This is a genomic window from Streptomyces sp. VTCC 41912 (assembly GCF_045799175.1).
GTDB lineage: Bacteria > Actinomycetota > Actinomycetes > Streptomycetales > Streptomycetaceae > Streptomyces > Streptomyces albulus_C.
Genome location: NZ_JBJMAB010000016.1, coordinates 1 through 21,616 on the forward strand (window position 1 = coordinate 1; position 21,616 = coordinate 21,616).

The window sequence follows — 21,616 nt, forward strand, 5'->3', positions numbered from 1 at the left end:
TCACCCCCATCCCGCCTGGCCACATACCGCTGCTCAAACAACGACGACACATTCGCATCCACCAACGGATGCAACCCACCCGCAACAGCCCCGACAGCGGGCGCACTTGTCCCCTCGGCCGACCCGGCCGCGTGCACGGGCTCGTCCATCCAGACGCGCCGACCCTCGAAGGGGTAGGTGGGCAGGGAGATCCGCCGGCGTCGCTGGTCGGCGAAGTGCCCGGACCAGTCGACGGTGCCGCCGGCCAGCCACACCCGACGCACGGTCTCCAGCGGCGCCTCCGCGCTCGCCTCCAGCACCACCGCGGCCCCGTCGTCCGCCGAACGCCCCTGTGCGACAAGCGACTTCACCGCGAACCGCGGCCTGCGCCGCCCCTCGGGGCGTCCTTCCTGGGGCCCCTGCACGAACGCGTCCACGGCACCCCGGCCCTGGTCCAGCAGCGCCATCGCGTCCTTGAGCGTGAGCGAACCCGCCACGCACGCCGCGGCCAACCCACCCGGCCCCTGCCCGTACGCGACGGCGGGCACCAGACCCCGCTCCAGCCACACCCGGCCGAGGGCGTACTGCACCGCGAAGCCCGTACCGGCCGCGCCCCGCTTGCCCGCCCCGGCCCGCCGAGCGGCCTGGTAGTACCTCTTGAAGGGTTCTTCACTTGCGCAAAGTTCGGCGGCGAGGTCCTCCGCATCGGCCAGCTCGCCCCGGAAGACGAAATGCAGCGGAATTGCCGTGCGCACCGGCTTCGGCACGGAATTCCCGGCCGCCTCGGAATCCTTCTGCAAAGCGGCTTCCAAGGCTTCCGCAGCAGCTCCGGCATCGCCATGGGAGAGCACCGCGCGACGGTGCGGATACTGCTGTCGACCGACCGCCAACGTAAAGGCCGCATCGGCCGCGGAGAGATCCGGATGGGCCCGCAGGTGACCCGCCACATTCCTGGTCATCGCGTCGAGCGCGGTGGCGGTCTTCGCCGACAGGACGAATAGGTTCGCCGGCGCTCCGGGATCGGCGGGAACGCCTTCCGGTGCCTCTTCGAGGATCGCGTGGGCATTCGTGCCGCCGATGCCGAACGAACTGACCCCGGCCCGGCGCGGAATGCCGTCGCTTTCCCACGGGCGGAACTCGTCGACCACCCGGAACGGGCTGTTCGCGAAGTCGATTTCCGGGTTGGGGCGATCGAAGTTGATGGTGGGGGCCAGCGCCTTGTGGCGCAGCATGAGGGCGGTCTTGATGACTCCGGTGACGCCCGCGGCGGCATCAAGATGTCCAAGATTGGACTTTACCGAGCCGATGCCGCAGAAGCCCTTTCGGTCGGTGGCCGCACGGAATGCCTGACTGAGTGCGGAAACCTCGACCGGGTCGCCCAAGCGGGTGCCGGTGCCGTGCGCCTCGACGTAACCGATCGTCTCGGGGTCGATTCCGGAGACGGCGTGCGCCTCGGCGACGACCGCGGCCTGCCCGTCCTTGCCCGGCGCGGCGTAACTGACCTTCAGCGAGCCGTCGTTGTTGGTCGCCGTGCCCTTGATCACCGCGTGCACGGTGTCGCCGTCGGCGAGCGCGTCGCGCAGCAGCTTGAGCACCACGACACCCACCCCGTTGCCCAGCACCGTCCCGCTGGCGCCGGCGTCGAAGACCCGTACGTGGCCGTCCTTGGACAGGATGGCGCCCTCTTCGTACAGGTACCCCTTCTCCTGCGGAAGCTTGACGGTCACCCCGCCGGCCAGCGCCATGTCGCACTCGCCGTTGACCAGCCCCTGGCAGGCGAGGTGGATGGCCACCAGCGAGGTGGAGCAGGCGGTCTGCACGGTGTAGCCGGCGCCCTTGAGGTCCAGCTTGTACGCGACCCGGGTCGCCAGGTAGTCCTTGTCGTTGCCGACCATGACGGCGAAGTGGTTGGACGTCGTGGTCTGGTCCACGTTCGGCAGGACGTTGTTCTGGAGGTACGTGTTGATGGCCGCGCCGGCATACACGCTGATGAGTCCCGGGAAACGGGACGGGTCGTACCCCGCGTCCTCCAGTGCGGCATGGCAATGTTGCAGGAAAAGCCGCTGCTGAGGGTCGATGATCTCGGCCTCGGCGGGGGTGAACTCGAAGAAGGCCGTGTCGAAGAGGTCGACGTCTGGTATGACGCCGTGGGAGCGCACATAGCGCGGATCGGCGACCAGGTCGGATTTCCGCCCGTGCGCCAGGAGTTCCTCTTCGGTGAAGTGGGTTAATCCCTCGCGTCCCGTGCGCAGAAGGTCCCAGAGTTCCCCGACGCTGGTGGCTCCGGGGAAGCTCCCCACCATACCGACGATTGCGACGTCCGGGGTCTGCTCGGACTCTTCTTCTGGCACGAACGACACAGCCACCTGCTATCCCCCATTTTCGCTGGCACACGAGCTCGTTCAAGCTGAAAGTCTTTGGCGATGTGGTGCACTACGAAGGCACGGGGGATGGTCAACACCCCGGCTCCGGCAGCCTATACATCGATTCCGCCGTTGCGCCAGGACTTTCCGATCACATGAACGCTCTGATGTCACCACGCCACGCCGGCCCCGCCGGCCCCCGCCGGATGCGGCGCGATCCTGACCACGCGAGGGCGTTCCGCGCAAGGGCCGAACGGCCGAGCCCTGGGGGCCCACCGGCCCGTTCAGCCGGCGCCGTCCCCTCGCCCGGGGCGTCCGCGGCCTGACGAAAACCCCAGGCCAGTTACCCCCTCAGCCCCCCGCCGCGATGCCCTCGACCACCTCACCACCCCCCGGCCGAACCCCGCCGGCCTCCCCAACTCTCCCGCAAGTAAAGGAAGTTGATCGACCTCTTTCCGCGGCCGAATCCATGCCCTATGATCCATAGCCGTACGGTGGGCAGGCCCGACGCCCTCACTCCATTGCGTTTGCAATACCCAGCCATTGCACAGCACACCGCCGCCGTATGTTCCGACCGGGCTGCACCGCCGGGGAGCCCGTTCCCAGGTCCCGTCACCCCACCGCACGCGCGCTGCCACGATGCGGTGCGCATCCCTCCGACGGTGCACGACCGCCGGGCTGACGGCCTGCGTTCCGGCCCTGTGGGCCGTCCGACACTTCACGGAGGCATCATGAGCAACAGCTCCCTGCCCCACGCCGACGCCTTCACCGCCGAGAGCCTGCGCGATCCGCACGCCCTGTACGCGAAGATGCGCGACGAGGCGCCGGTGCAGAAGGTGGTTCTGCCCCAGGGATTAGCGGTCTGGCTGCTCACCCGCTACGACGACGTCCGCGCCGCGCTCTCGGATCCACGGCTGCGCTCCGACAAGTCCGACGTGGACGGCATCCTGCGCAATCACCTGGTGAGCCAGGAGGCCCGGGAGAGCTGGGTCGACGAGCTGTCCGGCAACCTCCTGAACACCGACCCGCCGGACCACACCCGGCTCCGCCGGCTCGTCAACCGCGCCTTCACCCCGCGCACGGTCGCCGCGATGCGGTCTCGCATCGAAGAAGTCACCGACGAGCTGCTCGACGCCCTGCCGCGGGGCAGCGAGGTGGACCTCCTCGCCTCCTTCGCGCTCCCGCTCCCCATCATCGTCATCTGCGACCTGCTGGGCGTCCCGCCCGAGGACCGCGGCGTCTTCACCGACTGGTCCAACGCCCTGCTCTCCTCGGCGGACGCCGCCGAGACCGCCGAGGCCGGCCAGAAGATGTTCGCCTTCCTCGGCGCGCTCCTCGCCGAGAAGCGCGCCCGCCCGGCCGACGACCTGCTCTCGGGCCTCGTGCAGGTCCGGGACGAGGAGGACCGGCTCAGCGAGGAAGAGCTGATCTCGATGGCGTTGCTGCTGCTGGTCGCCGGCAACGAGTCCACCGTCAACCTCATCGGGAACTCCGTCCTCGCGCTGCTGCGCCACCCCGACCAGCTCGCCGCCCTGCGGGCCGACCCCGCGCTGCTGCCCGGTGCGATCGAGGAGTTCCTGCGCTACGACGGGCCGATCAACACGGCCACGTTCCGCTCCACCGCGGAACCCGTCACCTTCAGCGGCGTGACCATCCCCGCCGGCGAACTGGTCGTGGTCTCCCTGCTGGCCGCCAACCGCGACGCCGGCCGCTTCGCGGACCCCGACCGCCTGGACGTCACCCGTCCCGCGGGTGGTCACCTCGGCTTCGGCCACGGCGCGCACTTCTGCCTCGGCGCTCCCCTGGCCCGGATGGAGGGGGAGATCGCCCTCGGGCGTCTCCTGGCGCGCTTCCCGGACATCAAGCCGGCGCTCGCCCTCGACGAGCTGACCTACCGCTTCAGCACGATCATCCACGGTCTGGAGAAGCTGCCGGTCATCGTGTGAGGCGTCCGCCCGACGGCGGCGGGTCGCACGCCGCGGGCACCGGCCGGCGCGTCGGCGCCGCTCAGGCCACGTTCACCCGTTGGCCGGGCGGCGCCGCCTCCAGCCACGCCAGGAAACCGGTCAGCGCGTCCTCGCTCATCGCCAGCTCAAGCCGCGTCCCGCGGTGCCGGCAGGTGAGCACGATGGCGTCGGAGAGCAGCGCGAGTTCCTCCTCGCCCTGCGGGGTGCGCCGCTGGACCACCTCGATGGAGGCCCGCTCCAGCAGTCGCCGCGGGCGCGGCGCGTACGAGAAGACCCGGAACCACTCCACCCGGTCACCGTTGTAGCGGGCGACCCCGTAGATCCAGCCCTTGCCGCTGGGGTCGCCGCTCTCCTCCGGCACGTTCCACCGGAGGCTGCAGTCGAACGTCCCCCCGGACTTCTGGATGAGCCTGCGCCGCAATCCGAAGACGAACAGGCCCAGCAGCACCAGTACCACGACGATGCCGCTCACAAGCAGAGCGAGGACCATCTCGACCGACCTCCTCGCTTCGCTGTGGGGGTACCCCCGGGTGGAGTCCGGGGATAGGGAAACGCACCTGCATTGCCTCAGCCGCGGACCGCTCCGGAACTCCGGGCAGCCCGCGGCTGAGGATCGATCTCGTCGGTGACGGGGCTCAGTGAACGCCCGCCACCGCACGCAGCCGGACATCGGCGCGACGCTCGGCGGCCGCGTCGGCCGCCGACTTCGCTCGCTCCAGAGCCCGCTCCGCGCGCTGGACATCGATCTCGTCCGACAGCTCGGCCACCTCTGCGAGCAGGGACAGCTTGTTGTCGGCGAACGAGATGAAGCCGCCGTGCACTGCGGCGACGACGGTGCCGTCCCCGCTCTCACCGGTCGTACGAATCGTCACCGGGCCCGACTGCAGCACGCCGAGCAGCGGCTGGTGTCCGGGCATGACGCCGATGTCGCCCGACGGGGTGCGCGCGACGACCAGGCTGGCCTCGCCGGACCAGACCTGACGGTCCGCGGCGACCAACTCGACGTGCAGCTCAGCCACGATGGCTCCTCGGGTCTCCACCTGCCTGGTGTGGCAGGTGTTGGGTCAAATACTAGTGGTCGTACGGGCCGGAGGCGGCCAGGGCCGCCTCCGGGACCGATGGGGTCAGGAGACGCCCAGCTCCTTGGCGTTCTTCTTCAGGTCGTCGATGCCGCCGCACATGAAGAAGGCCTGCTCGGGGAAGTGGTCGTACTCACCGTCGGCGATCGCGTTGAACGCGGTGATCGACTCGTCGAGCGAGACGTCCGAGCCGTCGACACCCGTGAACTGCTTGGCAGCGTGGGTGTTCTGCGACAGGAAGCGCTCGATGCGACGGGCGCGGTGGACGATGAGCTTGTCCTCCTCGCCGAGTTCGTCGATGCCGAGGATCGCGATGATGTCCTGGAGGTCCTTGTACTTCTGCAGGATCGACTTCACGCGCGAGGCGGTGTCGTAGTGCTCCTGCGCGATGTACCGCGGGTCCAGGATGCGGGACGTCGAGTCCAGCGGGTCGACCGCCGGGTAGATGCCCTTCTCCGAGATCGGACGCGACAGAACGGTGGTGGCGTCCAGGTGCGCGAAGGTGGTGGCCGGCGCGGGGTCGGTCAGGTCGTCCGCGGGGACGTAGATCGCCTGCATCGAGGTGATCGAGTGACCACGGGTCGAGGTGATGCGCTCCTGAAGGATGCCCATCTCGTCGGCCAGGTTCGGCTGGTAACCCACGGCCGAGGGCATGCGACCCAGCAGGGTCGAGACCTCGGAACCGGCCTGGGTGAAGCGGAAGATGTTGTCGATGAAGAACAACACGTCCTGCTTCTTCACATCGCGGAAGTACTCCGCCATGGTCAGACCGGCCAGGGCCACGCGCAGACGGGTGCCCGGGGGCTCGTCCATCTGGCCGAAGACCAGCGCGGTCTTGTCGAGAACGCCGGCCTCCTCCATCTCGTCCATGAGGTCGTTGCCCTCACGGGTGCGCTCGCCGACACCGGCGAACACGGAGACGCCCTCGTGCAGCTTCGCCACACGCATGATCATTTCCTGGATCAGAACGGTCTTGCCGACACCGGCACCACCGAACAGACCGATCTTGCCGCCCTTGACGTACGGGGTCAGCAGGTCGACGACCTTCAGGCCGGTCTCGAACATCTCGGTCTTCGACTCGAGCTGGTCGAACGCCGGGGCCTTGCGGTGGATCGCCCAACGCTCGGTGACCTGCGAAGCGGCCTCCGGGTCGTTCAGGATCTCGCCGAGGGTGTTGAACACCTTGCCCTGGGTGATGTCGCCGACCGGGACGGTGATGCCCGCACCCGTGTCGACCACCGGGGCCTGGCGGACCAGACCGTCGGTGGGCTGCATGGAGATCGCACGGACCTGGCCCTCGCCGAGGTGCTGCGCGACCTCCAGGGTCAGCGTCCGCTTCTCGCCCGGGTTGGCCGGGTCGTCGACCTGGACGTGCAGCGCGTTGTAGATCTCCGGCATCGCGTCGACGGGGAACTCCACGTCGACGACCGGGCCGATGACCCGGGCGACGCGGCCCGTGGCAGCGGCCGTCTCAACAGTGGTGGTCATAGTTGTCAGTCACTCCCCGCGGTCGCGTCGGCCAGTGCGGCACTGCCGCCGACGATCTCGCTGATTTCCTGGGTGATTTCGGCCTGTCGGGCCGCGTTGGCAAGCCGCGAGAGCGACTTGATGATCTCTTCTGCGTTGTCGGTCGCCGACTTCATCGCGCGCCGCGTGGCGGCGTGCTTGGAGGCGGCGGCCTGCAGGAGCGCGTTGTAGATCCGCGACTCGACGTACCGCGGCAGCAGGGCGTCCAGGACGTCCTCGGCCGACGGCTCGAAGTCGAACAGCGGGAGGACCTCGCCCTTGGGCGCGTCCTCCGACTCCGCCGTCTTGTCGAGGCTGAGCGGCAGCAGACGGTTGTCGATCGCCGTCTGCGTCATCATCGAGACGAACTCGGTGTAGACGATGTGGAGTTCGTCCACGCCGCCCTCGGCGGTGTCCTGCTGGACGGCCGTGATGAGCGGTGCCGCGACCGTCTTCGCGTCCGCGTACGTCGGGCTGTCGGTGAAGCCGGTCCACGCTTCCACGACCTTGCGCTCGCGGAAGTTGTAGTACGACACGCCCTTGCGGCCGACGATGTAGACGTCGACCTCCTTGCCCTCGGCCTTGAGCCGCTCGGTGAGCAGGTCCGCGGCCTTGATGACGTTGGAGGAGTAGCCACCGGCCAGACCGCGGTCGCTCGTGATGAGCAACAGCGCGGCGCGGGCCGGCTTGGCCGCCTCGGTCGTCAGCGGGTGCTGGGTGTTCGAGCCCGTGGCAACCGCCGTCACCGCGCGGGTCAGTTCACTCGCGTACGGCGTCGATGCCGCCACCTGGCGCTGCGCCTTGACGACGCGCGAGGCGGCGATCATCTCCATCGCCTTGGTGATCTTCTTGGTCGCGGTGACGGAACGGATGCGACGCTTGTAGACCCGGAGCTTGGCTCCCATGGATCAGGTCCCTTCCGTCGTCACTTGCCGGTGCCGGCCGGGGCGTCCTCGCCGAGCAGCTTGCCGTCCGAGGTCTCGAACTGCCGCTTGAAGCCGTCGATGGCCTCGGACACCGCACCGATGGTGTCGTCCGACATCTTCGCGCCCTCGCGGATGCTGGTCAGGAGGTCCTTCTTCTCACGGTGGAGGTAGTCGAGGAGCTCCCGCTCGAAGCGGCGGATGTCCTCGACCGGGACGTCGTCCATCTTGCCGTTGGTGCCGGCCCAGATGGAGACGACCTGGTCCTCGACCGAGTACGGGGCGTACTGGGCCTGCTTGAGCAGCTCGGTCATGCGCTTGCCGCGCTCCAGCTGCGCCTTGGAGGCCGCGTCCAGGTCGGAACCGAAGGCGGCGAACGCCTCCAGCTCGCGGTACTGGGCGAGGTCCACGCGGAGCCGGCCGGAGACCTGGCGCATGGCCTTGTGCTGCGCGGAACCACCGACGCGGGAGACCGAGATACCGACGTTGAGCGCCGGACGCTGGTTCGCGTTGAAGAGGTCCGACTCCAGGAAGCACTGGCCGTCGGTGATGGAGATGACGTTGGTCGGAATGAACGCCGACACGTCGTTCGCCTTGGTCTCGACGATCGGCAGACCGGTCATCGAGCCGGCGCCCATCTCGTCGGAGAGCTTGGCGCAGCGCTCCAGCAGACGCGAGTGCAGGTAGAAGACGTCACCCGGGTAGGCCTCACGGCCCGGCGGGCGGCGCAGCAGCAGGGACACGGCGCGGTAGGCGTCGGCCTGCTTCGAGAGGTCGTCGAAGACGATCAGGACGTGCTTGCCCTGGTACATCCAGTGCTGACCGATGGCCGAACCGGTGTACGGGGCCAGGTACTTGAAGCCCGCCGGGTCGGACGCCGGGGCGGCGACGATGGTGGTGTACTCCAGCGCACCGTTCTCCTCCAGCGCGCGGCGCACCGACGCGATGGTGGAGCCCTTCTGGCCGATGGCGACGTAGATGCAGCGGACCTGCTTCTTCGGGTCGCCGGAACGCCAGTTGTCGCGCTGGTTGATGATCGTGTCGACGGCCAGGGCGGTCTTGCCGGTCTGACGGTCACCGATGACCAGCTGACGCTGGCCGCGGCCGATCGGCGTCATGGCGTCGACGCCCTTGTAGCCGGTGGCCATCGGCTCGTGGACGGACTTGCGCTGCATGACCGTGGGGGCCTGCAGTTCCAGGGCACGACGGCCCTCGGTCTCGATCTCGCCGAGGCCGTCGATCGGGTTGCCCAGCGGGTCGACGACGCGGCCGAGGTAGCCCTCGCCCACGGCGACCGAGAGCACCTCACCGGTGCGCTGCACCGGCTGGCCCTGCTCGATGCCGCTGAACTCACCGAGGATGACCGCACCGATCTCGCGCTCTTCCAGGTTCAGCGCAAGACCGAGCGTGCCGTCCTCGAACTTCAGCAGTTCGTTCGCCATCGCCGAGGGCAGGCCCTCGACGTGCGCGATGCCGTCACCGGCATCGCTGACCGTGCCGACCTCTTCGCGCGAGGCCGCGTCCGGCTTGTACGCCTGGACGAAGTTCTCCAGCGCGTCCCGGATCTCCTCCGGCCGGATCGTGAGCTCCGCCATCTGGGTTCCCTGCTCTCCTTGTTGGGCCCGAAGTTACTTGCGGCTGTCCGGGGGCTCGTCCCCCGGCGTCTTCCGCTTACGGCCCAACTCGGGCCGCCGTCGTGCTTGTGCTGTTCTCCCGGAGCGTCGTCCGGACCACGGCCGGACCTGTCGGTCCGGCGGGTCCGGGGTGCGGCCGCCGGGTGCGCAGCTCTTGAGTTGGTGGCTGGGTCAGCCGGCCATCCGCCGAGACACCTCGTCGAGGCGCTCCACGATGGTCCCGTTGATGACCTCGTCGCCGATCCGGACCTGCACACCACCGAGGACCTCGGGGTCCACGTCGACGTTCAGGTGGATCTGCCGGCCGTACAGCTGGGCCAGCGCGGCGCCGAGGCGCTGGCGCTGTCCGTCGCTGAGCGGCACCGCGGAGGTGACCACCGCGACCATCCGGTCGCGGCGGGCCGCCGCCAGCTTGGAGAGGGCGTCGAGCCCCGCCTCCAGGCTACGGCCCCGCGGCTGCGCGACAAGACGGATGACCAGCCGCTCGGTGACCGGATTGGCCCGGCCGCCCAGCAGCGAGTGCAGCAGTTCCGTCTTGGCGGACACCGTCGCCTTCTGGTCGGTCAGCGCACGGCGGAGCTCACCGTTGGACGCGATGATCCGGCCGAACCGGAACAGCTCGTCCTCGACGTCGTCCAGTCGGTCGGCCCGCTGGGCCGCGACGAGGTCGGCGCTGTGGGCCAGCTCCTCGACCGCGTCCGACAGGTCGCGCGAACGCGACCAGCGGTCCCGGACCATGCCGGTGAACAGGTCGAGGGTGGCCTCGCCGACCTGTCCGCCGAGGAGCCGGCGGGCCAGCTCGGCCCGCGCCTCGCCGGGCTGCGCCGGGTCGGTGAGGACCCGGCGCAACGACACCTCACGGTCGAGCAGAGCGGTGACGGCAGCCAGCTCCTCGGCGAGCTTCGCCGCGTCGACGGACGCGTTGTCCGTCAGCGCGTTGAACTGCTCGCGTGCGGAGGAGAGTGCCTCGCGGCTCGCTCCATTCATCGGCCGGCCTCAGCCTTCGTCGCGTCCGACGCCGCCTTCGCCTCGAGCTCGTCGAGGAAGCGGTCGATGGTCCGGCTCTGCCGGGCGTGGTCCTCAAGGGACTCGCCGACGAGCTTGCCGGCCAGTTCGGTGGCGAGGGTGCCCACGTCCTGGCGCAGCGACTGCGCAGCCGCCTTGCGGTCCGCCTCGATCTGGGCGTGACCGGCGGCGATGATCTCCTCACGCTGCCGCTGGCCCTCGGCGCGCATCTCGGCGATGAGCGTCGCGCCCTGCTCCTGCGCCTCCTGGCGCAGGCGCGCGGCCTCGTGACGAGCGTCGGCGAGCTGGGCCCGGTAGTCCGCGAGAACCTGCTGGGCCTCGGCCTGAGTCGCCTCGGCATCCTCGATCCGGCCTTCGATCTGCGCCCGACGCTCGTCCAGAACCTTGTTGATGTTCGGGAGGAGCTTCTTGGCGAGGAAGCCGAAGACGATGAAGAAAGCGATCAGGCCGATGACCAGCTCTGGAATCGGCGGGACGAGGGGGTTCTCAGGAACCTCCGCCGCCAAGTTGACCAGGGCGTTCACATCAGTGCCTTCCGTCTGGATGGGTAGTCGATGCGGCTTCGGTTTACTTGTAGACGAAGCCCATGACGATGCCGATCAGGGCGAGCGCCTCACAGAAGGCGAAGCCCATGATCTGGTTGGTGCGGATCAGGCCGGCGGCCTCGGGCTGGCGGGCCAGGGCCTGGGTGCCGTTACCGAAGATGATGCCGACGCCGACGCCGGGGCCGATGGCCGCGAGGCCGTAACCGATGGCGGCGACGTTGCCGACGACCGTGGTCTTCGCGGAGTCGCCGGCGGCGGCGAGGTGGTTGACCATCTCGAGAGCAGCGGACATGCCGTTACTTCCTTCTCGTTTCACGTACCGGTGGGGGTTGGCCACCGGACAGCTATTGGGGTGGGAGGCGGGGTGCTCAGTGGTGCTCGGCGAGCGCGCCCTGGACGTAGTTGCAGGCCAGAAGGACGAAGACGTACGCCTGGACGGCCTGGATGAACAGCTCGAAGGCCGTCATCAGGAGGGTCATGATGAACGAGGCACCGGCGTAGACGAAGCCGACCCCGTTCAGCAGGTACCAGCTGGCGATGGTGAACATCAGGATCAGCAGGTGGCCCGCGAACATGTTCGCGAAGAGACGCACCGCGTGGGTGAACGGCCGGATGATCAGGTTCGAGAAGAGCTCGATGACCATGAGCAGCGGCAGGACCCAGCCGAGCGACTTGTCGTAGCCGGTGAAGTTCTTGAAGGCGCCGACGAAGCCGTGCTTCTTGAAGGTGAGGAAGACCCACAGGATGTAGACGATCCCCGCGAGACCCGCCGGGAAGGCGATCACCGATGTCACCGGGAAGGCGGCGACGGGGATGATCGACCAGATGTTCATGATCCAGACGAAGAAGAACAGCGAGACCATGAAGGGGACGTACTTCTCCCCCTCCTTCTTGCCCAGCGCGTCGTAGACGAGACCGCGGCGCACGAAGTCATAACCCGCCTCGCCGATCAACTGGAGCTTTCCGGGCACGACCTTCGCCCGGCCGAATGCAGCCCAGAAGAACCACACAACAACGACCGTGCTGAGCAGAGCCAGCAGCATCGGCTTGTTGAACTCGAAGCCGCCGATGGTGAAGAGCGGCTCGAAGACGAAGTTATGAAGCCCGGGGGCATCAAAGCCGCACCCGGAAAAGATGTGGCAATCGGTCTCGAAGGCGAGCATCGTTTCAGCACTCACCGCGAGCTCCTTCAGCGTGGCGCATGGGTACGGCAACCTCGTTGTGTCGGCGCGGCGTTGAACCACGGAGCGGCACTGGACTGGTGTTACGGATTAGGGGGCGGCTGGTCGACACAAGGCCGGACCTGGGCATCGGCCGCGAGAACTTCCCGTTCCTACGCGTGGACTCCGGGAGCTCAGCCGCCTGCGCCATCAGCGCCGCAGTTGGCACCGGACGATAGCAGGCCCGCCTGAGGCCATTTATCTCGGCCCTACGTGTCACGTCGGCGACCCCGCCGTCTCCGCCTTCTTGCCCTCCGCGGAGTCGGGGTCCACGTACAGAATCTTCGCCTTCATGTGACCGCGCGTCTGAGCGGCGATCCACACGAGGGTGGCAGCGAGCAGAGTGAGCGCAAATGCCTTGGTGTCGAAGAGGTTTGTGTCCTTGAAGGCGATGAGGAACACCGCCACGAACAGGATCTGCACGGTGTACAGCAGCAGCCCCATCATCTGGAACAACTGCGGAAGCTTTTTCGCGGTCTGCTGCAGGACGATGAGTCCTGCGCCCATCACCAGCACCACCAGTACGGTGCCGACGACGGCGCCGATCGCTCCCGTCGCACCCGCGATCGCCCCGCTCACGGCAACGGCGATGGCGCCGGCGGCAACGGTGGGCACAGCGGCGTGGAGGAGTAGTCGGGCGTCATTCGACTGCATGGTGGCGCTCCGGCAATGGGTGGGGGTGTGTCGTCAGGGACGAGCGTAGACCCGGCCTGAGGAAGAACCTGAGGCCAATGGACCGTCGCACTACGGTCCTTCGGCTCTATCGCCGGGTTTCGTGAACGGTATCACAAACTATTTGATGAGGTCTTTACCTGGTTCGTGTGGATCCTGTCACACGTGAGAGTGACGCCGCCCATAGGTGCACTGACAGGCCGTCGATTGTCTGGTATGGGGTCAACCATCCCGATTCTTACGGCACGTTCGAGCGACGACGAAGCGCCTCAGCGGTGACTCCCCGCCCTCCGGCGGTCCACGAAGCGTGACCGGTCGCCGATGGCAGTGGCCCCGTGGATCCCGGCCGGAATCGGCGTCCGACGCTCCTCTCCGGCCGCCTCGTCGACCGCACCGTCCGCGGGCTCCTCCCCCGCCGCCGCGGTCGCCGACAGCGGCTCACGGACGACCCTGCGGTAGCGCGGCGGGACCAGCCGCTGGGCCCACAGCGGGGCCCGCGGGGTGAAGCGCGGCAGCAGGAGCAGCACCAGGCCGACCGCGCTGAGCAGCACGATCCCCAGGACGATCCACATGCTCGCGTCGTTCGCCGAGTACGCCACCGCACCGAACGCGATCAGCGCCGACCAGAAGTACATGATCAGCACCGCACGGCTGTGGGAATGGCCGATCTCCAACAGGCGGTGGTGCAGGTGCCCGCGGTCCGCGGCGAACGGCGACTGGCCCTTCCAGGTCCGTCGCACAATGGCCAGAATCAGGTCCGCGACCGGCACCGCGATGATCGTCAGCGGCAGCAGCAGCGGGATGTAGACCGGCACCATCGCGTGGGTCGCCTCGCGCAGGCCGCCCGCCTTCTGGTTGAGCAGGTCCGGGTCGACCTGGCCGGTCAGCGAGACCGCACCGGCCGCCATCACCAGGCCGATCAGCATCGAGCCGGAGTCGCCCATGAAGATCCGCGCGGGGTGCATGTTGTGCGGCAGGAAGCCCAGGCACATGCCCATCAGGACGACCGAGAACAGGGTGGCGGGCGCGGCCGCCTCGATGCCGTAACCGAACCAGAGCCGGTACGTGTACATGAAGAACGCGGCCGCTGCGATGCAGACCATGCCGGACGCCAGACCGTCCAGGCCGTCCACGAAGTTCACCGCGTTGATGGTGATGACGACCAGCGCGACGGTCAGCAGCGTGCCCTGCATCGGCGTCAGCGCGACGGTGCCGATGCCGGGGACCGGAAGGTAGAGGATCGTCAGGCCCTGGAGGACCATCACGCCGGCGGCGATCATCTGGCCACCCAGCTTGACCAGCGCGTCCACGCCCCACTTGTCGTCCAGGACGCCGAGGATCCAGATCAGCGCGGCGCCGGACAGCAGCGCCCGCGGCTCGTTGGTCTCGAAGACGCTCTTGAGGTTGGTCAGGTGCGCGGCCACCATCAGTCCCGCGCACAACCCGCCGAACATCGCGATCCCGCCAAGCCGCGGAGTCGGCTCGCGGTGCACGTCACGGGCGCGGATCTCCGGCACCGCTCCGGCCGCGATCGCGAACTTCCGCACCGGGCCGGTCAGCAGGTAGGTCACCGCGGCAGTGACGCACAGCGTCAGCAGGTATTCACGCACGGGCTGCCCCATCGAGATAGCTGGCCATCACAGCCCCACACCTTATGCGCGTCCGACCCCAGGCCGTGAATACGGGGAACACCAGCAAGGACGCCCACCTGCCCGCGAACGGTTCCGGAACCCGCCCGAACCCGTCCGGACCCGGACGACTGCCGTTCAGTCCTGAGCCGGATACGGCGGGAACCGACCGACCAGACCGGCGACCGCGGCCCGCACCGCGCCGTCCTCCCGCAGCGCCGCCCCGATCAGCTCGGCGATCCGGCGCATCTCGGCCTCGGTCATCCCCTGCGTCGTCACCGCGGCGGTGCCCAGTCGGATGCCGGTCGGGCAGGGGCCGGCCGGCGCGGGCGCCCCGGCACGCGGCAGCGCGCAGGTGTCCAGCACGATGCCGGCGGCGGCCAGCCGGCCGCGGGCGGTGCGCGCGTCCACGCCGAGCGGACCGGTGTCGGCGGTGATCAGGTGGGTGTCGGTGCCGCCCGTGGTGAGGAGCAGGCCCTGTTCGGCCAGCGCCTGCGCGAGCACCCGGGCGTTGGCGATGACCTGATGGGCGTAGGCCCGGAAGGCCGGCCGGGCGGCCTCCGCGAACGCCACCGCCTTCGCCGCGACCGCGTTCATCTGGGCGCCCCCCTGGGTGAACGGGAACACCGCACGGTCGATGCGCTCCGCCAACCGCCCCCGGCACAGGATCATTCCGCCGCGCGGCCCGCGCAGCACCTTGTGCGTGGTCGCGCACACCACGTCGGCGTACGGCACCGGGCTGGGCGCCGTCCGTCCGGCGATCAGCCCCATCGGGTGCGCCACGTCGGCGATCAGGTAGGCGCCGGTCTCGTCGGCGATGTCGCGGAACTCCGCGTAGTCGATGTGCCGCGGATAGGAGATCGAGCCGCAGACCAGGGCCTTGGGCCGCCGTTCGCGGGCCAGGGCGCGGATCGCGTCGTAGTCCAGCAGGCCGCTGGCCGCGTCGACGCCGTAGCCCACGAAGTCGAACCACCGGCCGGAGAAGTTGGCCGGCGAACCGTGCGTGAGGTGCCCGCCGTGCGGCAGGGACATCGCCAGGACGGTGTCCCCGGGACGCAGCAGGGCGGCGTAGGCGGCCAGCACCGCGGACGATCCGGAGTGCGGCTGGACGTTGGCGTGTTCGGCGCCGAAGAGGGCCTTCGCGCGTTCCACCGCGATCCGCTCGGCGAGGTCGACGATCTCGCAGCCGCCGTGGTGGCGGGCGCCGGGATAGCCCTCGGCGTACTTGTTGCTCAGCGGCGACCCGAGGGCGGCCAGGACCGCGGGGGAGGCGAAGTTCTCGGCGGCGATGAGCTGGAGCCCGTCGCTCTGCCGGGCGCTCTCCGCGAGCAGCACGCCGGCGATCTCCGGGTCCTGCCGCAGCAGCGCCGCGAAGTCCGGGGAGCCGGGCGGTCGGGTGACGTCGTCGCGGGCGGCGGTGGTCGCCTGCTGCTGTGCGGTCTCGGCCGCCGCGGCCATGCGGGGCTCGGCGGCCGCGGTGCGGTCGGCGGAGGACGTACGGCGGGATGACGCGGTGGTGGCGGGCATCGCTGGCTCCGGGCCTCGTACGGGACCAGGGGCACGTCGTCTCGTGCTCCCCAGGGCCCGTCCGAACCCTCATCGCCCGGGCAGGGCCCAATCCCAATGTAGGCGCGGCAGGGGGATCGGGCGCGGCGGGCGGGGCATCGGGGTCCCGGAGCCGGCCCACGGGCCGCAGAGGGGCCGTCAGGGCCGTTCCCCGGGCCGTTGCGGTGCGCGGGGCCGTCCCCGGCGCTCCGCGGGCGTTACGCCGGCGCCGGGACGCCGGTCAGCGCCGTGACCACCGGATCGAGCGCGCGGTTGATCTCGTCACCGATGGAGCGGAAGAACGTGATCGGGGCGCCGTAGGGGTCGTAGACCTCGTCGGACTCCGGGTTGGGGGCGAGCAGCCAGCCGCGCAGCGCGGCGGCCGCGCCGACCAGGGCCCGGGCGCGCTCGACGAGCCCGCCGTCGGGCAGGTCCGGGTCGGGCGCCGGCAAGGTGGCCGGATCTATGGCGCGAACCAGGCGGTTGAACTCCTTCAGCGTGAAGGTCCGCAGCCCGGCGGAGTGCCCCATCGAGATGACCTGGGCCCGGTGGTCGCGGGTGGCGGTGAGCACCAGGTCGGCCCGGATGACGTGCTCGTCGAGCAGTTCGCGGCCGATGAAGCCGACCGGGTCCGCGCCGTAGTCGGCGAGCACGGTGGCGGCGTGCGTCTCCATGGGGGCGCCCTCGTGGCCCCAGGTGCCCGCGCTCTCCACCAGGAGGCCGCAGCCGCGGACGTCGCCGAGCCGCTCCTCCAGGGCGTGCCGGTGCAGCCGTTCGGTGATCGGCGAGCGGCAGACGTTGCCGGTGCTGACGTGGAGGATGCGGAAACGGGCCGTGGGGTCCGCCGGGACGGACCCGAAGTCGTCGCCTGGTCCCGCTATGCCACGCCCCGGGGGCGGCATCAATTCGCCACCTCGAGCTCGGGGACGACCTTGCGCAGCTCCTCGGCGCTCAGCGCGCCCGCGCGCAGCAGCACCGGCACCTTGCCGGTGACGTCCACGATGGACGACGGCACGGCGGCGGGCGTCGGGCCGGCGTCCAGGTAGACGGAGACCGAGTCGCCGAGCATCTCCTGGGCGGCGTCGCAGTCCTGCGGTGACGGGTGGCCGGTGAGGTTGGCGCTGGAGACCGCCATCGGACCGAACTCGTTGAGCAGCTCGATCGCGACCGGGTGCAGCGGCATCCGCACGGCGACCGTGCCGCGGGTCTCGCCCAGGTCCCAGGTCAGCGACGGCTGGTGCTTGGCGACGAGGGTGAGCGCCCCCGGCCAGAACGCGTCGACGAGTTCCCATGCCTGTTCGGAGAACTCGGTGACCAGGCCGTGCAGGGTGTTGGGGGACCCGACCAGCACCGGGGAGGGCATTCCCCGGCCGCGGCCCTTGGCCTCCAGCAGGTCGCCGACGGCCTCCGGGCTGAAGGCGTCCGCGCCGATGCCGTAGACGGTGTCGGTCGGCAGCACGACCAGCTCGCCGCGGCGGACGGCAGAGGCGGCCTCACGCAGGCCGGTCGCGCGGTCGGTCGCGTCGCTGCAGTCGTATCGCCGTGCCATTAGCGGTCCTCCTCGTGCGGAACGGTTACGCGGAACGAAAACTGCGGATGCATCGGGTGCATCGGCGCCGGAGCGGAGCGGTTCATGGCGTCGCCCGACGCGCGGTGGCGAAGCGGGGCCGCTTGTTGAGGTCGGGGTGGTCGGCCGCGTCCGCCCAGCCCAGTTCCTCGTTGAAGATCCACGGCACCTGACCGCCCTGGGTGTCGGCGTGCTCGACGACGACCACGCCGCCCGGCCGCAGCAGACGGTGTGCGGTCCGCTCGATGCCCCGGATGGTGTCCAGGCCGTCCTCGCCGGAGAACAGCGCCAGCTCCGGGTCGTGGTCCCGCGCCTCGGGGGCGACGTACTCCCACTCGGTGAGCGGGATGTACGGCGGGTTGGAGATCACCAGGTCGACCTGCCCGTCCAGTTCGGGAAGCGCGGTGAGCGCGTCGCCGTGGTGGAGAACGACGCGGGACCCCTCGACGTTCTTGCGGGCGTACCCCAGCGCCTCCTCGGAGAGCTCCACGGCGTGCACCCGCGACCGCGGGACCTCCTGCGCCAGGGCGAGTGCGATCGCCCCGGAGCCGGTGCAGAGGTCGACGATCAGGGGTTCGACGACGTCCATGGCGCGCACCGCGTCTATGGCCCAGCCGACCACCGACTCGGTCTCCGGACGGGGCACGAACACCCCCGGCCCGACGGCGAGTTCGAGGTAGCGGAAGAACGCCCGGCCGGTGATGTGCTGGAGGGGTTCGCGCGCCTCTCGGCGGGCGATGGCCTCCCAGTAGCGGGCGTCGAAGTCCGCGTCGGGGACCGTGTGCAGCTGGCTGCGCTTGACGCCGTGCACGTGCGCGGCCAACTCCTCCGCGTCGAAGCGCGGTGAGGGCACGCCGGCGTCGGCCAGCCGCTGGGTGGCCTGGGCCACCTCCGCGAGCAGCAGGTTCACTGGTCCTCCAGCCGATCCGTCCTGGGTCTTGCAGTCTTACTGTGCGGCGGCGAGCTTCGCCGCCGCGTCGGCGTCGACGCACGCCTGGATGACCGGGTCCAGCTCGCCGTCGAGCACCTGGTCCAAGTTGTACGCCTTGAAGCCCACCCGGTGGTCCGAGATGCGGTTCTCCGGGAAGTTGTACGTGCGGATGCGCTCCGAGCGGTCGACGGTGCGCACCTGGCTGCGCCGGGCGTCCGAGGCTTCCCGCTCCGCCTCCTCCTGGGCCGCGGCCAGCAGCCGCGAGCGGAGGATGCGCATCGCCTGCTCCTTGTTCTGGAGCTGGCTCTTCTCGTTCTGGCAGGAGACCACGATGCCGGTGGGCAGGTGCGTGATGCGGACCGCGGAGTCGGTGGTGTTGACCGACTGGCCGCCCGGCCCCGAGGAGCGGTAGACGTCGATCCGCAGGTCGTTGGCGACGATCTCGACCTCGACCTCCTCGGCCTCCGGCGTGACCAGCACGCCGGCCGCGGAGGTGTGGATCCGGCCCTGCGACTCGGTGGCGGGGACCCGCTGGACGCGGTGCACCCCGCCCTCGTACTTCAGCCGCGCCCAGACGCCCTGTCCCGGCTCGGTGGCACCGCCGCCGCCCTTGGTCTTCACCGCGACCTGGACGTCCTTGTAGCCGCCGAGGTCGGACTCGTTGGCGTCGAGGATCTCGGTCTTCCAACCGGCCCGCTCCGCGTACCGCAGGTACATCCGCAGCAGGTCGCCGGCGAACAGCGCCGACTCCTCGCCGCCCTCACCCGCCTTGACCTCCAGGATGACGTCCTTGTCGTCGCTGGGGTCGCGCGGGACGAGCAGCAGCCGCAACTTCTCGGTGAGCTCCTCGCGGTGGGCGTCGAGCTCCTTGACCTCGGCTGCGAAGTCCGGGTCGTCCTGGCCGAGTTCGCGGGCGGTCTCGATGTCCTCGCCGGTCCGCTTCCAGTCCCGGTACGTGGTGATGATCGGGGTCAGCTCCGCGTAGCGCTTGTTGAGCCGCATGGCCTCGCGCTGGTCCGCGTGGACCGCGGGGTCGGCCAGCCGCTTTTCGAGGTCGGCGTGCTCGCCGACAAGTTCTTCGACCGCCTCGAACATCGTGTGTTCCTCTGCTGACTGCTGGTGTGGCTTCGCGGGGTGGCTGTGCCCCGTTGCCGCGGTGCGGCGGGCCGGCCCCTCGGCCGGAGGGCAGAGGGTACGGACGACAAAGACGCCGGTCCGGTCCCCCTTGTCCAGGGGCGACCGGAGGCCGGCGCCTTGCGGGTCGCTACTTCTTGGCGGCCTGGGCGGACTTGCCGAAGCGGGCCTCGAAGCGGGCCACGCGGCCGCCCGTGTCCATGATCTTCTGCTTGCCCGTGTAGAACGGGTGGCACTCGGAGCAGATGTCGGCGCGGATGGTGCCGCCGGCAACGGTGCTACGGGTGGTGAACGACGCGCCACAGGTGCAGCTGACCTGGGTCTCGACGTACTCCGGGTGGATGTCGCGCTTCAAGGGATTCTCCTAGGTTCGGGAGTGCACCGGGTCGTGGCGCGGATTGCGTCACGTGAACCGGGGCCGACGGTCCAGTCTGCCAGGACTGGCCGTATCTCCCAAAACCGGGGTACGGCCACCGCTATTCCCGGGCGGCTCGTGGGCGCCGACGGCTACTTCACGTAGTTGGACGTGCCGCCCTTGTCACCCGCGGAGCCCTTGATGGCGGCCTTGGGTACGTCCTGGTCGTGGCGGAGCGCGTCCCAGACCTTGCGGCCCTGGGTGGTGAGCGGCAGCACCCGGTCGGGGTTGACCGGGTCGTAGGTCACCGGGAGCGTCACCATGTCGATGTGGTCGGCCGAGATCCCGCCGAGTTCCTTGGCCAGGCCGGTCAGCGCGGTGACCGAGTCGAGGTCGGTGTCGGTGGTGACGGCCTTGGTGGCGGTGTCGGCGATGTCGTAGAGCTTGGCGGGGTTGGAGAGCACCCCGACGCTGCGGACCTGCTTCATCAGCGCCTTGATGAAGGTCTGCTGGAGCTGGATCCGACCGAGGTCGCTGCCGTCGCCGCCGGGGACGCCGTGCCGGGTGCGGACCAGGCCGAGGGCGTCCTCCCCGTTGAGCGTGTGCCTGCCGGGCTGGAGGTGGAGGTGGCTGTACTTGTCGTCGATCGCCTTGGTGGTGGTGATGTCCACCCCGCCCAGCGCGTCGATGAGCTTCTTGAAGCCGGTGAAGTCGACCTCGACGAAGTGGTCCATGCGGATGCCGCTCATCGACTCGACGGTCTTGACGGCGCAGGCCGGGCCGCCGACCTCGAAGGCGGTGTTGAACATCGCCCGCTGCTGCCCGGGGACGTTCCGCCCGCCCTGGGTGCAGTCGGGCCGGGTGACCAGGGTGTCCCGCGGGATGCTGACGACGCTGGCCTTCTGGTGGCCCTTGTAGACGTGCACCACCATCGCGGTGTCGGAGCGCGCCCCGCCCTCGTCCTTGCCGTAGGAGGCGTTCTTGCCGGCCCGGGAGTCGGACCCCATGACGAGGATGTCCATCGAGCCGTTGTCGGGGTTCTTCGGACGGTTCGCGCCGAGGGCGGCGTTGATGTCGACGCCCGTGAGGTTGCCGTTGAACTTGAAGTAGAGGTACCCGAGTCCGGCGCCGCCGAGCAGGACGACACCGACCAGCGCGCACAGCGTGCGGGTCAGGACGCGGTGGCGCCGGCTCGGGGCCTTGCGCCGCTGGCCGGTGGCACGCAGGGGGCGGCCTCGGCCGCCGGCCTGCTGCTCGGTCCCGTCGCTCTGCGCCATCTGTTCCTCAGTCCTTCGTCGGTCGACTGCTCGTGGCCGTCCCCCTGCCGCACGCAGTTGAGTGCTCTGTCAGACGGGAGGCTGTCCGGAAGGGTTGCACAGCGGGTCATGAGCGTCTTCTTAGAAAGTCGCCCCGCCCGGCCGCTGCGCGTGGCCATCGGGGCGGCTCTCACCAGGGCTTTCGTCCCGGTGCACGCTTCGGAGGAAACTGCGTACGCGGTACGGATCTGTGCGAAAGGTCTCAAGCGGGGCACCTCGCGGCGCG

At 69.7% G+C, this 21,616-nt stretch carries 20 protein-coding genes; 1 reads left to right on the plus strand and 19 read right to left on the minus strand.

Annotation, left to right across the window (positions count from 1 at the left end; translation table 11 throughout):
- Positions 1–2,345 (minus strand): type I polyketide synthase (locus ACJ6WD_RS22145; protein ID WP_407616385.1); only part of this gene is annotated, 2,345 nt, incomplete at its 3' end.
- Positions 2,346–3,073: 728 nt separating this feature from the next.
- On the opposite strand from ACJ6WD_RS22145, the gene ACJ6WD_RS22150 reads away from it, so the two are divergent.
- The gene (locus ACJ6WD_RS22150) at positions 3,074–4,288 is read left to right on the plus strand and encodes a cytochrome P450 (protein WP_233656774.1); all 1,215 of its coding nucleotides are present in this window, start codon (positions 3,074–3,076) and stop codon (positions 4,286–4,288) included.
- Between the two features lie 61 nt (positions 4,289–4,349).
- Here the strand turns inward: ACJ6WD_RS22150 and ACJ6WD_RS22155 are convergent, their stop codons facing one another.
- The 18 genes from ACJ6WD_RS22155 to ACJ6WD_RS22240 all read right to left on the minus strand — a co-directional run bounded on the left by ACJ6WD_RS22155 (position 4,350) and on the right by ACJ6WD_RS22240 (position 21,351).
- Positions 4,350–4,799 (minus strand): DUF2550 domain-containing protein, encoded by a 450-nt coding sequence (locus ACJ6WD_RS22155; RefSeq protein WP_016577952.1) that lies wholly within the window; start codon positions 4,797–4,799, stop codon positions 4,350–4,352.
- Positions 4,800–4,944: 145 nt separating this feature from the next.
- Positions 4,945–5,328 carry a F0F1 ATP synthase subunit epsilon gene (locus ACJ6WD_RS22160; protein ID WP_016577951.1) on the minus strand — a complete coding sequence of 128 codons (384 nt, stop codon included), beginning with the start codon at positions 5,326–5,328 and terminating at the stop codon, positions 4,945–4,947.
- Positions 5,329–5,433: 105 nt separating this feature from the next.
- Positions 5,434–6,876 (minus strand): F0F1 ATP synthase subunit beta, encoded by a 1,443-nt coding sequence (gene atpD, locus ACJ6WD_RS22165; protein ID WP_233656775.1) that lies wholly within the window; start codon positions 6,874–6,876, stop codon positions 5,434–5,436.
- Positions 6,877–6,881: 5 nt separating this feature from the next.
- The gene (locus tag ACJ6WD_RS22170; RefSeq protein WP_016577949.1) at positions 6,882–7,799 is read right to left on the minus strand and encodes a F0F1 ATP synthase subunit gamma; all 918 of its coding nucleotides are present in this window, start codon (positions 7,797–7,799) and stop codon (positions 6,882–6,884) included.
- A 20-nt stretch (positions 7,800–7,819) separates the two neighbouring features.
- The gene (gene atpA / locus ACJ6WD_RS22175; protein ID WP_038521770.1) at positions 7,820–9,412 is read right to left on the minus strand and encodes a F0F1 ATP synthase subunit alpha; all 1,593 of its coding nucleotides are present in this window, start codon (positions 9,410–9,412) and stop codon (positions 7,820–7,822) included.
- A gap of 210 nt (positions 9,413–9,622) precedes the next feature.
- Complete coding sequence (locus tag ACJ6WD_RS22180) at positions 9,623–10,438, minus strand: F0F1 ATP synthase subunit delta (RefSeq protein WP_233656777.1); 816 nt, start codon at positions 10,436–10,438, stop codon at positions 9,623–9,625.
- The gene (locus ACJ6WD_RS22185) at positions 10,435–11,001 is read right to left on the minus strand and encodes a F0F1 ATP synthase subunit B (protein ID WP_016570925.1); all 567 of its coding nucleotides are present in this window, start codon (positions 10,999–11,001) and stop codon (positions 10,435–10,437) included. The genes ACJ6WD_RS22180 and ACJ6WD_RS22185 overlap by 4 nt, the downstream gene beginning before the upstream one ends.
- Before the next feature lie 43 nt (positions 11,002–11,044).
- Entirely contained in the window at positions 11,045–11,314 is a 270-nt protein-coding gene (gene atpE, locus ACJ6WD_RS22190; protein WP_016570924.1) for an ATP synthase F0 subunit C, read from the minus strand.
- A gap of 76 nt (positions 11,315–11,390) precedes the next feature.
- Positions 11,391–12,185 carry a F0F1 ATP synthase subunit A gene (atpB, locus tag ACJ6WD_RS22195; protein ID WP_016570923.1) on the minus strand — a complete coding sequence of 265 codons (795 nt, stop codon included), beginning with the start codon at positions 12,183–12,185 and terminating at the stop codon, positions 11,391–11,393.
- 273 nt (positions 12,186–12,458) lie between these two features.
- Entirely contained in the window at positions 12,459–12,896 is a 438-nt protein-coding gene (locus ACJ6WD_RS22200) for a hypothetical protein (RefSeq protein WP_016570922.1), read from the minus strand.
- A 287-nt stretch (positions 12,897–13,183) separates the two neighbouring features.
- On the minus strand, positions 13,184–14,536 hold the full coding sequence (locus tag ACJ6WD_RS22205; protein WP_233656778.1) for an MraY family glycosyltransferase: 1,353 nt from the start codon (positions 14,534–14,536) through the stop codon (positions 13,184–13,186).
- Positions 14,537–14,680: 144 nt separating this feature from the next.
- On the minus strand, positions 14,681–16,069 hold the full coding sequence (gene glyA, locus ACJ6WD_RS22210; protein ID WP_233656779.1) for a serine hydroxymethyltransferase: 1,389 nt from the start codon (positions 16,067–16,069) through the stop codon (positions 14,681–14,683).
- Between the two features lie 236 nt (positions 16,070–16,305).
- Positions 16,306–16,989 (minus strand): protein-tyrosine-phosphatase, encoded by a 684-nt coding sequence (locus ACJ6WD_RS22215; RefSeq protein ID WP_233656780.1) that lies wholly within the window; start codon positions 16,987–16,989, stop codon positions 16,306–16,308.
- A complete protein-coding gene (locus ACJ6WD_RS22220) occupies positions 16,989–17,636 on the minus strand; it encodes an L-threonylcarbamoyladenylate synthase (protein ID WP_016570918.1) in 648 nt (215 codons plus the stop codon). The genes ACJ6WD_RS22215 and ACJ6WD_RS22220 overlap by 1 nt, the downstream gene beginning before the upstream one ends.
- Before the next feature lie 82 nt (positions 17,637–17,718).
- The gene (gene prmC, locus ACJ6WD_RS22225) at positions 17,719–18,564 is read right to left on the minus strand and encodes a peptide chain release factor N(5)-glutamine methyltransferase (protein WP_016570917.1); all 846 of its coding nucleotides are present in this window, start codon (positions 18,562–18,564) and stop codon (positions 17,719–17,721) included.
- A gap of 36 nt (positions 18,565–18,600) precedes the next feature.
- Complete coding sequence (gene prfA, locus ACJ6WD_RS22230) at positions 18,601–19,680, minus strand: peptide chain release factor 1 (protein WP_233656781.1); 1,080 nt, start codon at positions 19,678–19,680, stop codon at positions 18,601–18,603.
- A 169-nt stretch (positions 19,681–19,849) separates the two neighbouring features.
- On the minus strand, positions 19,850–20,074 hold the full coding sequence (gene rpmE, locus ACJ6WD_RS22235; protein ID WP_016570915.1) for a 50S ribosomal protein L31: 225 nt from the start codon (positions 20,072–20,074) through the stop codon (positions 19,850–19,852).
- A 152-nt stretch (positions 20,075–20,226) separates the two neighbouring features.
- Complete coding sequence (locus tag ACJ6WD_RS22240) at positions 20,227–21,351, minus strand: LCP family protein (RefSeq protein WP_233656782.1); 1,125 nt, start codon at positions 21,349–21,351, stop codon at positions 20,227–20,229.
- Positions 21,352–21,616 lie beyond the last annotated feature (265 nt).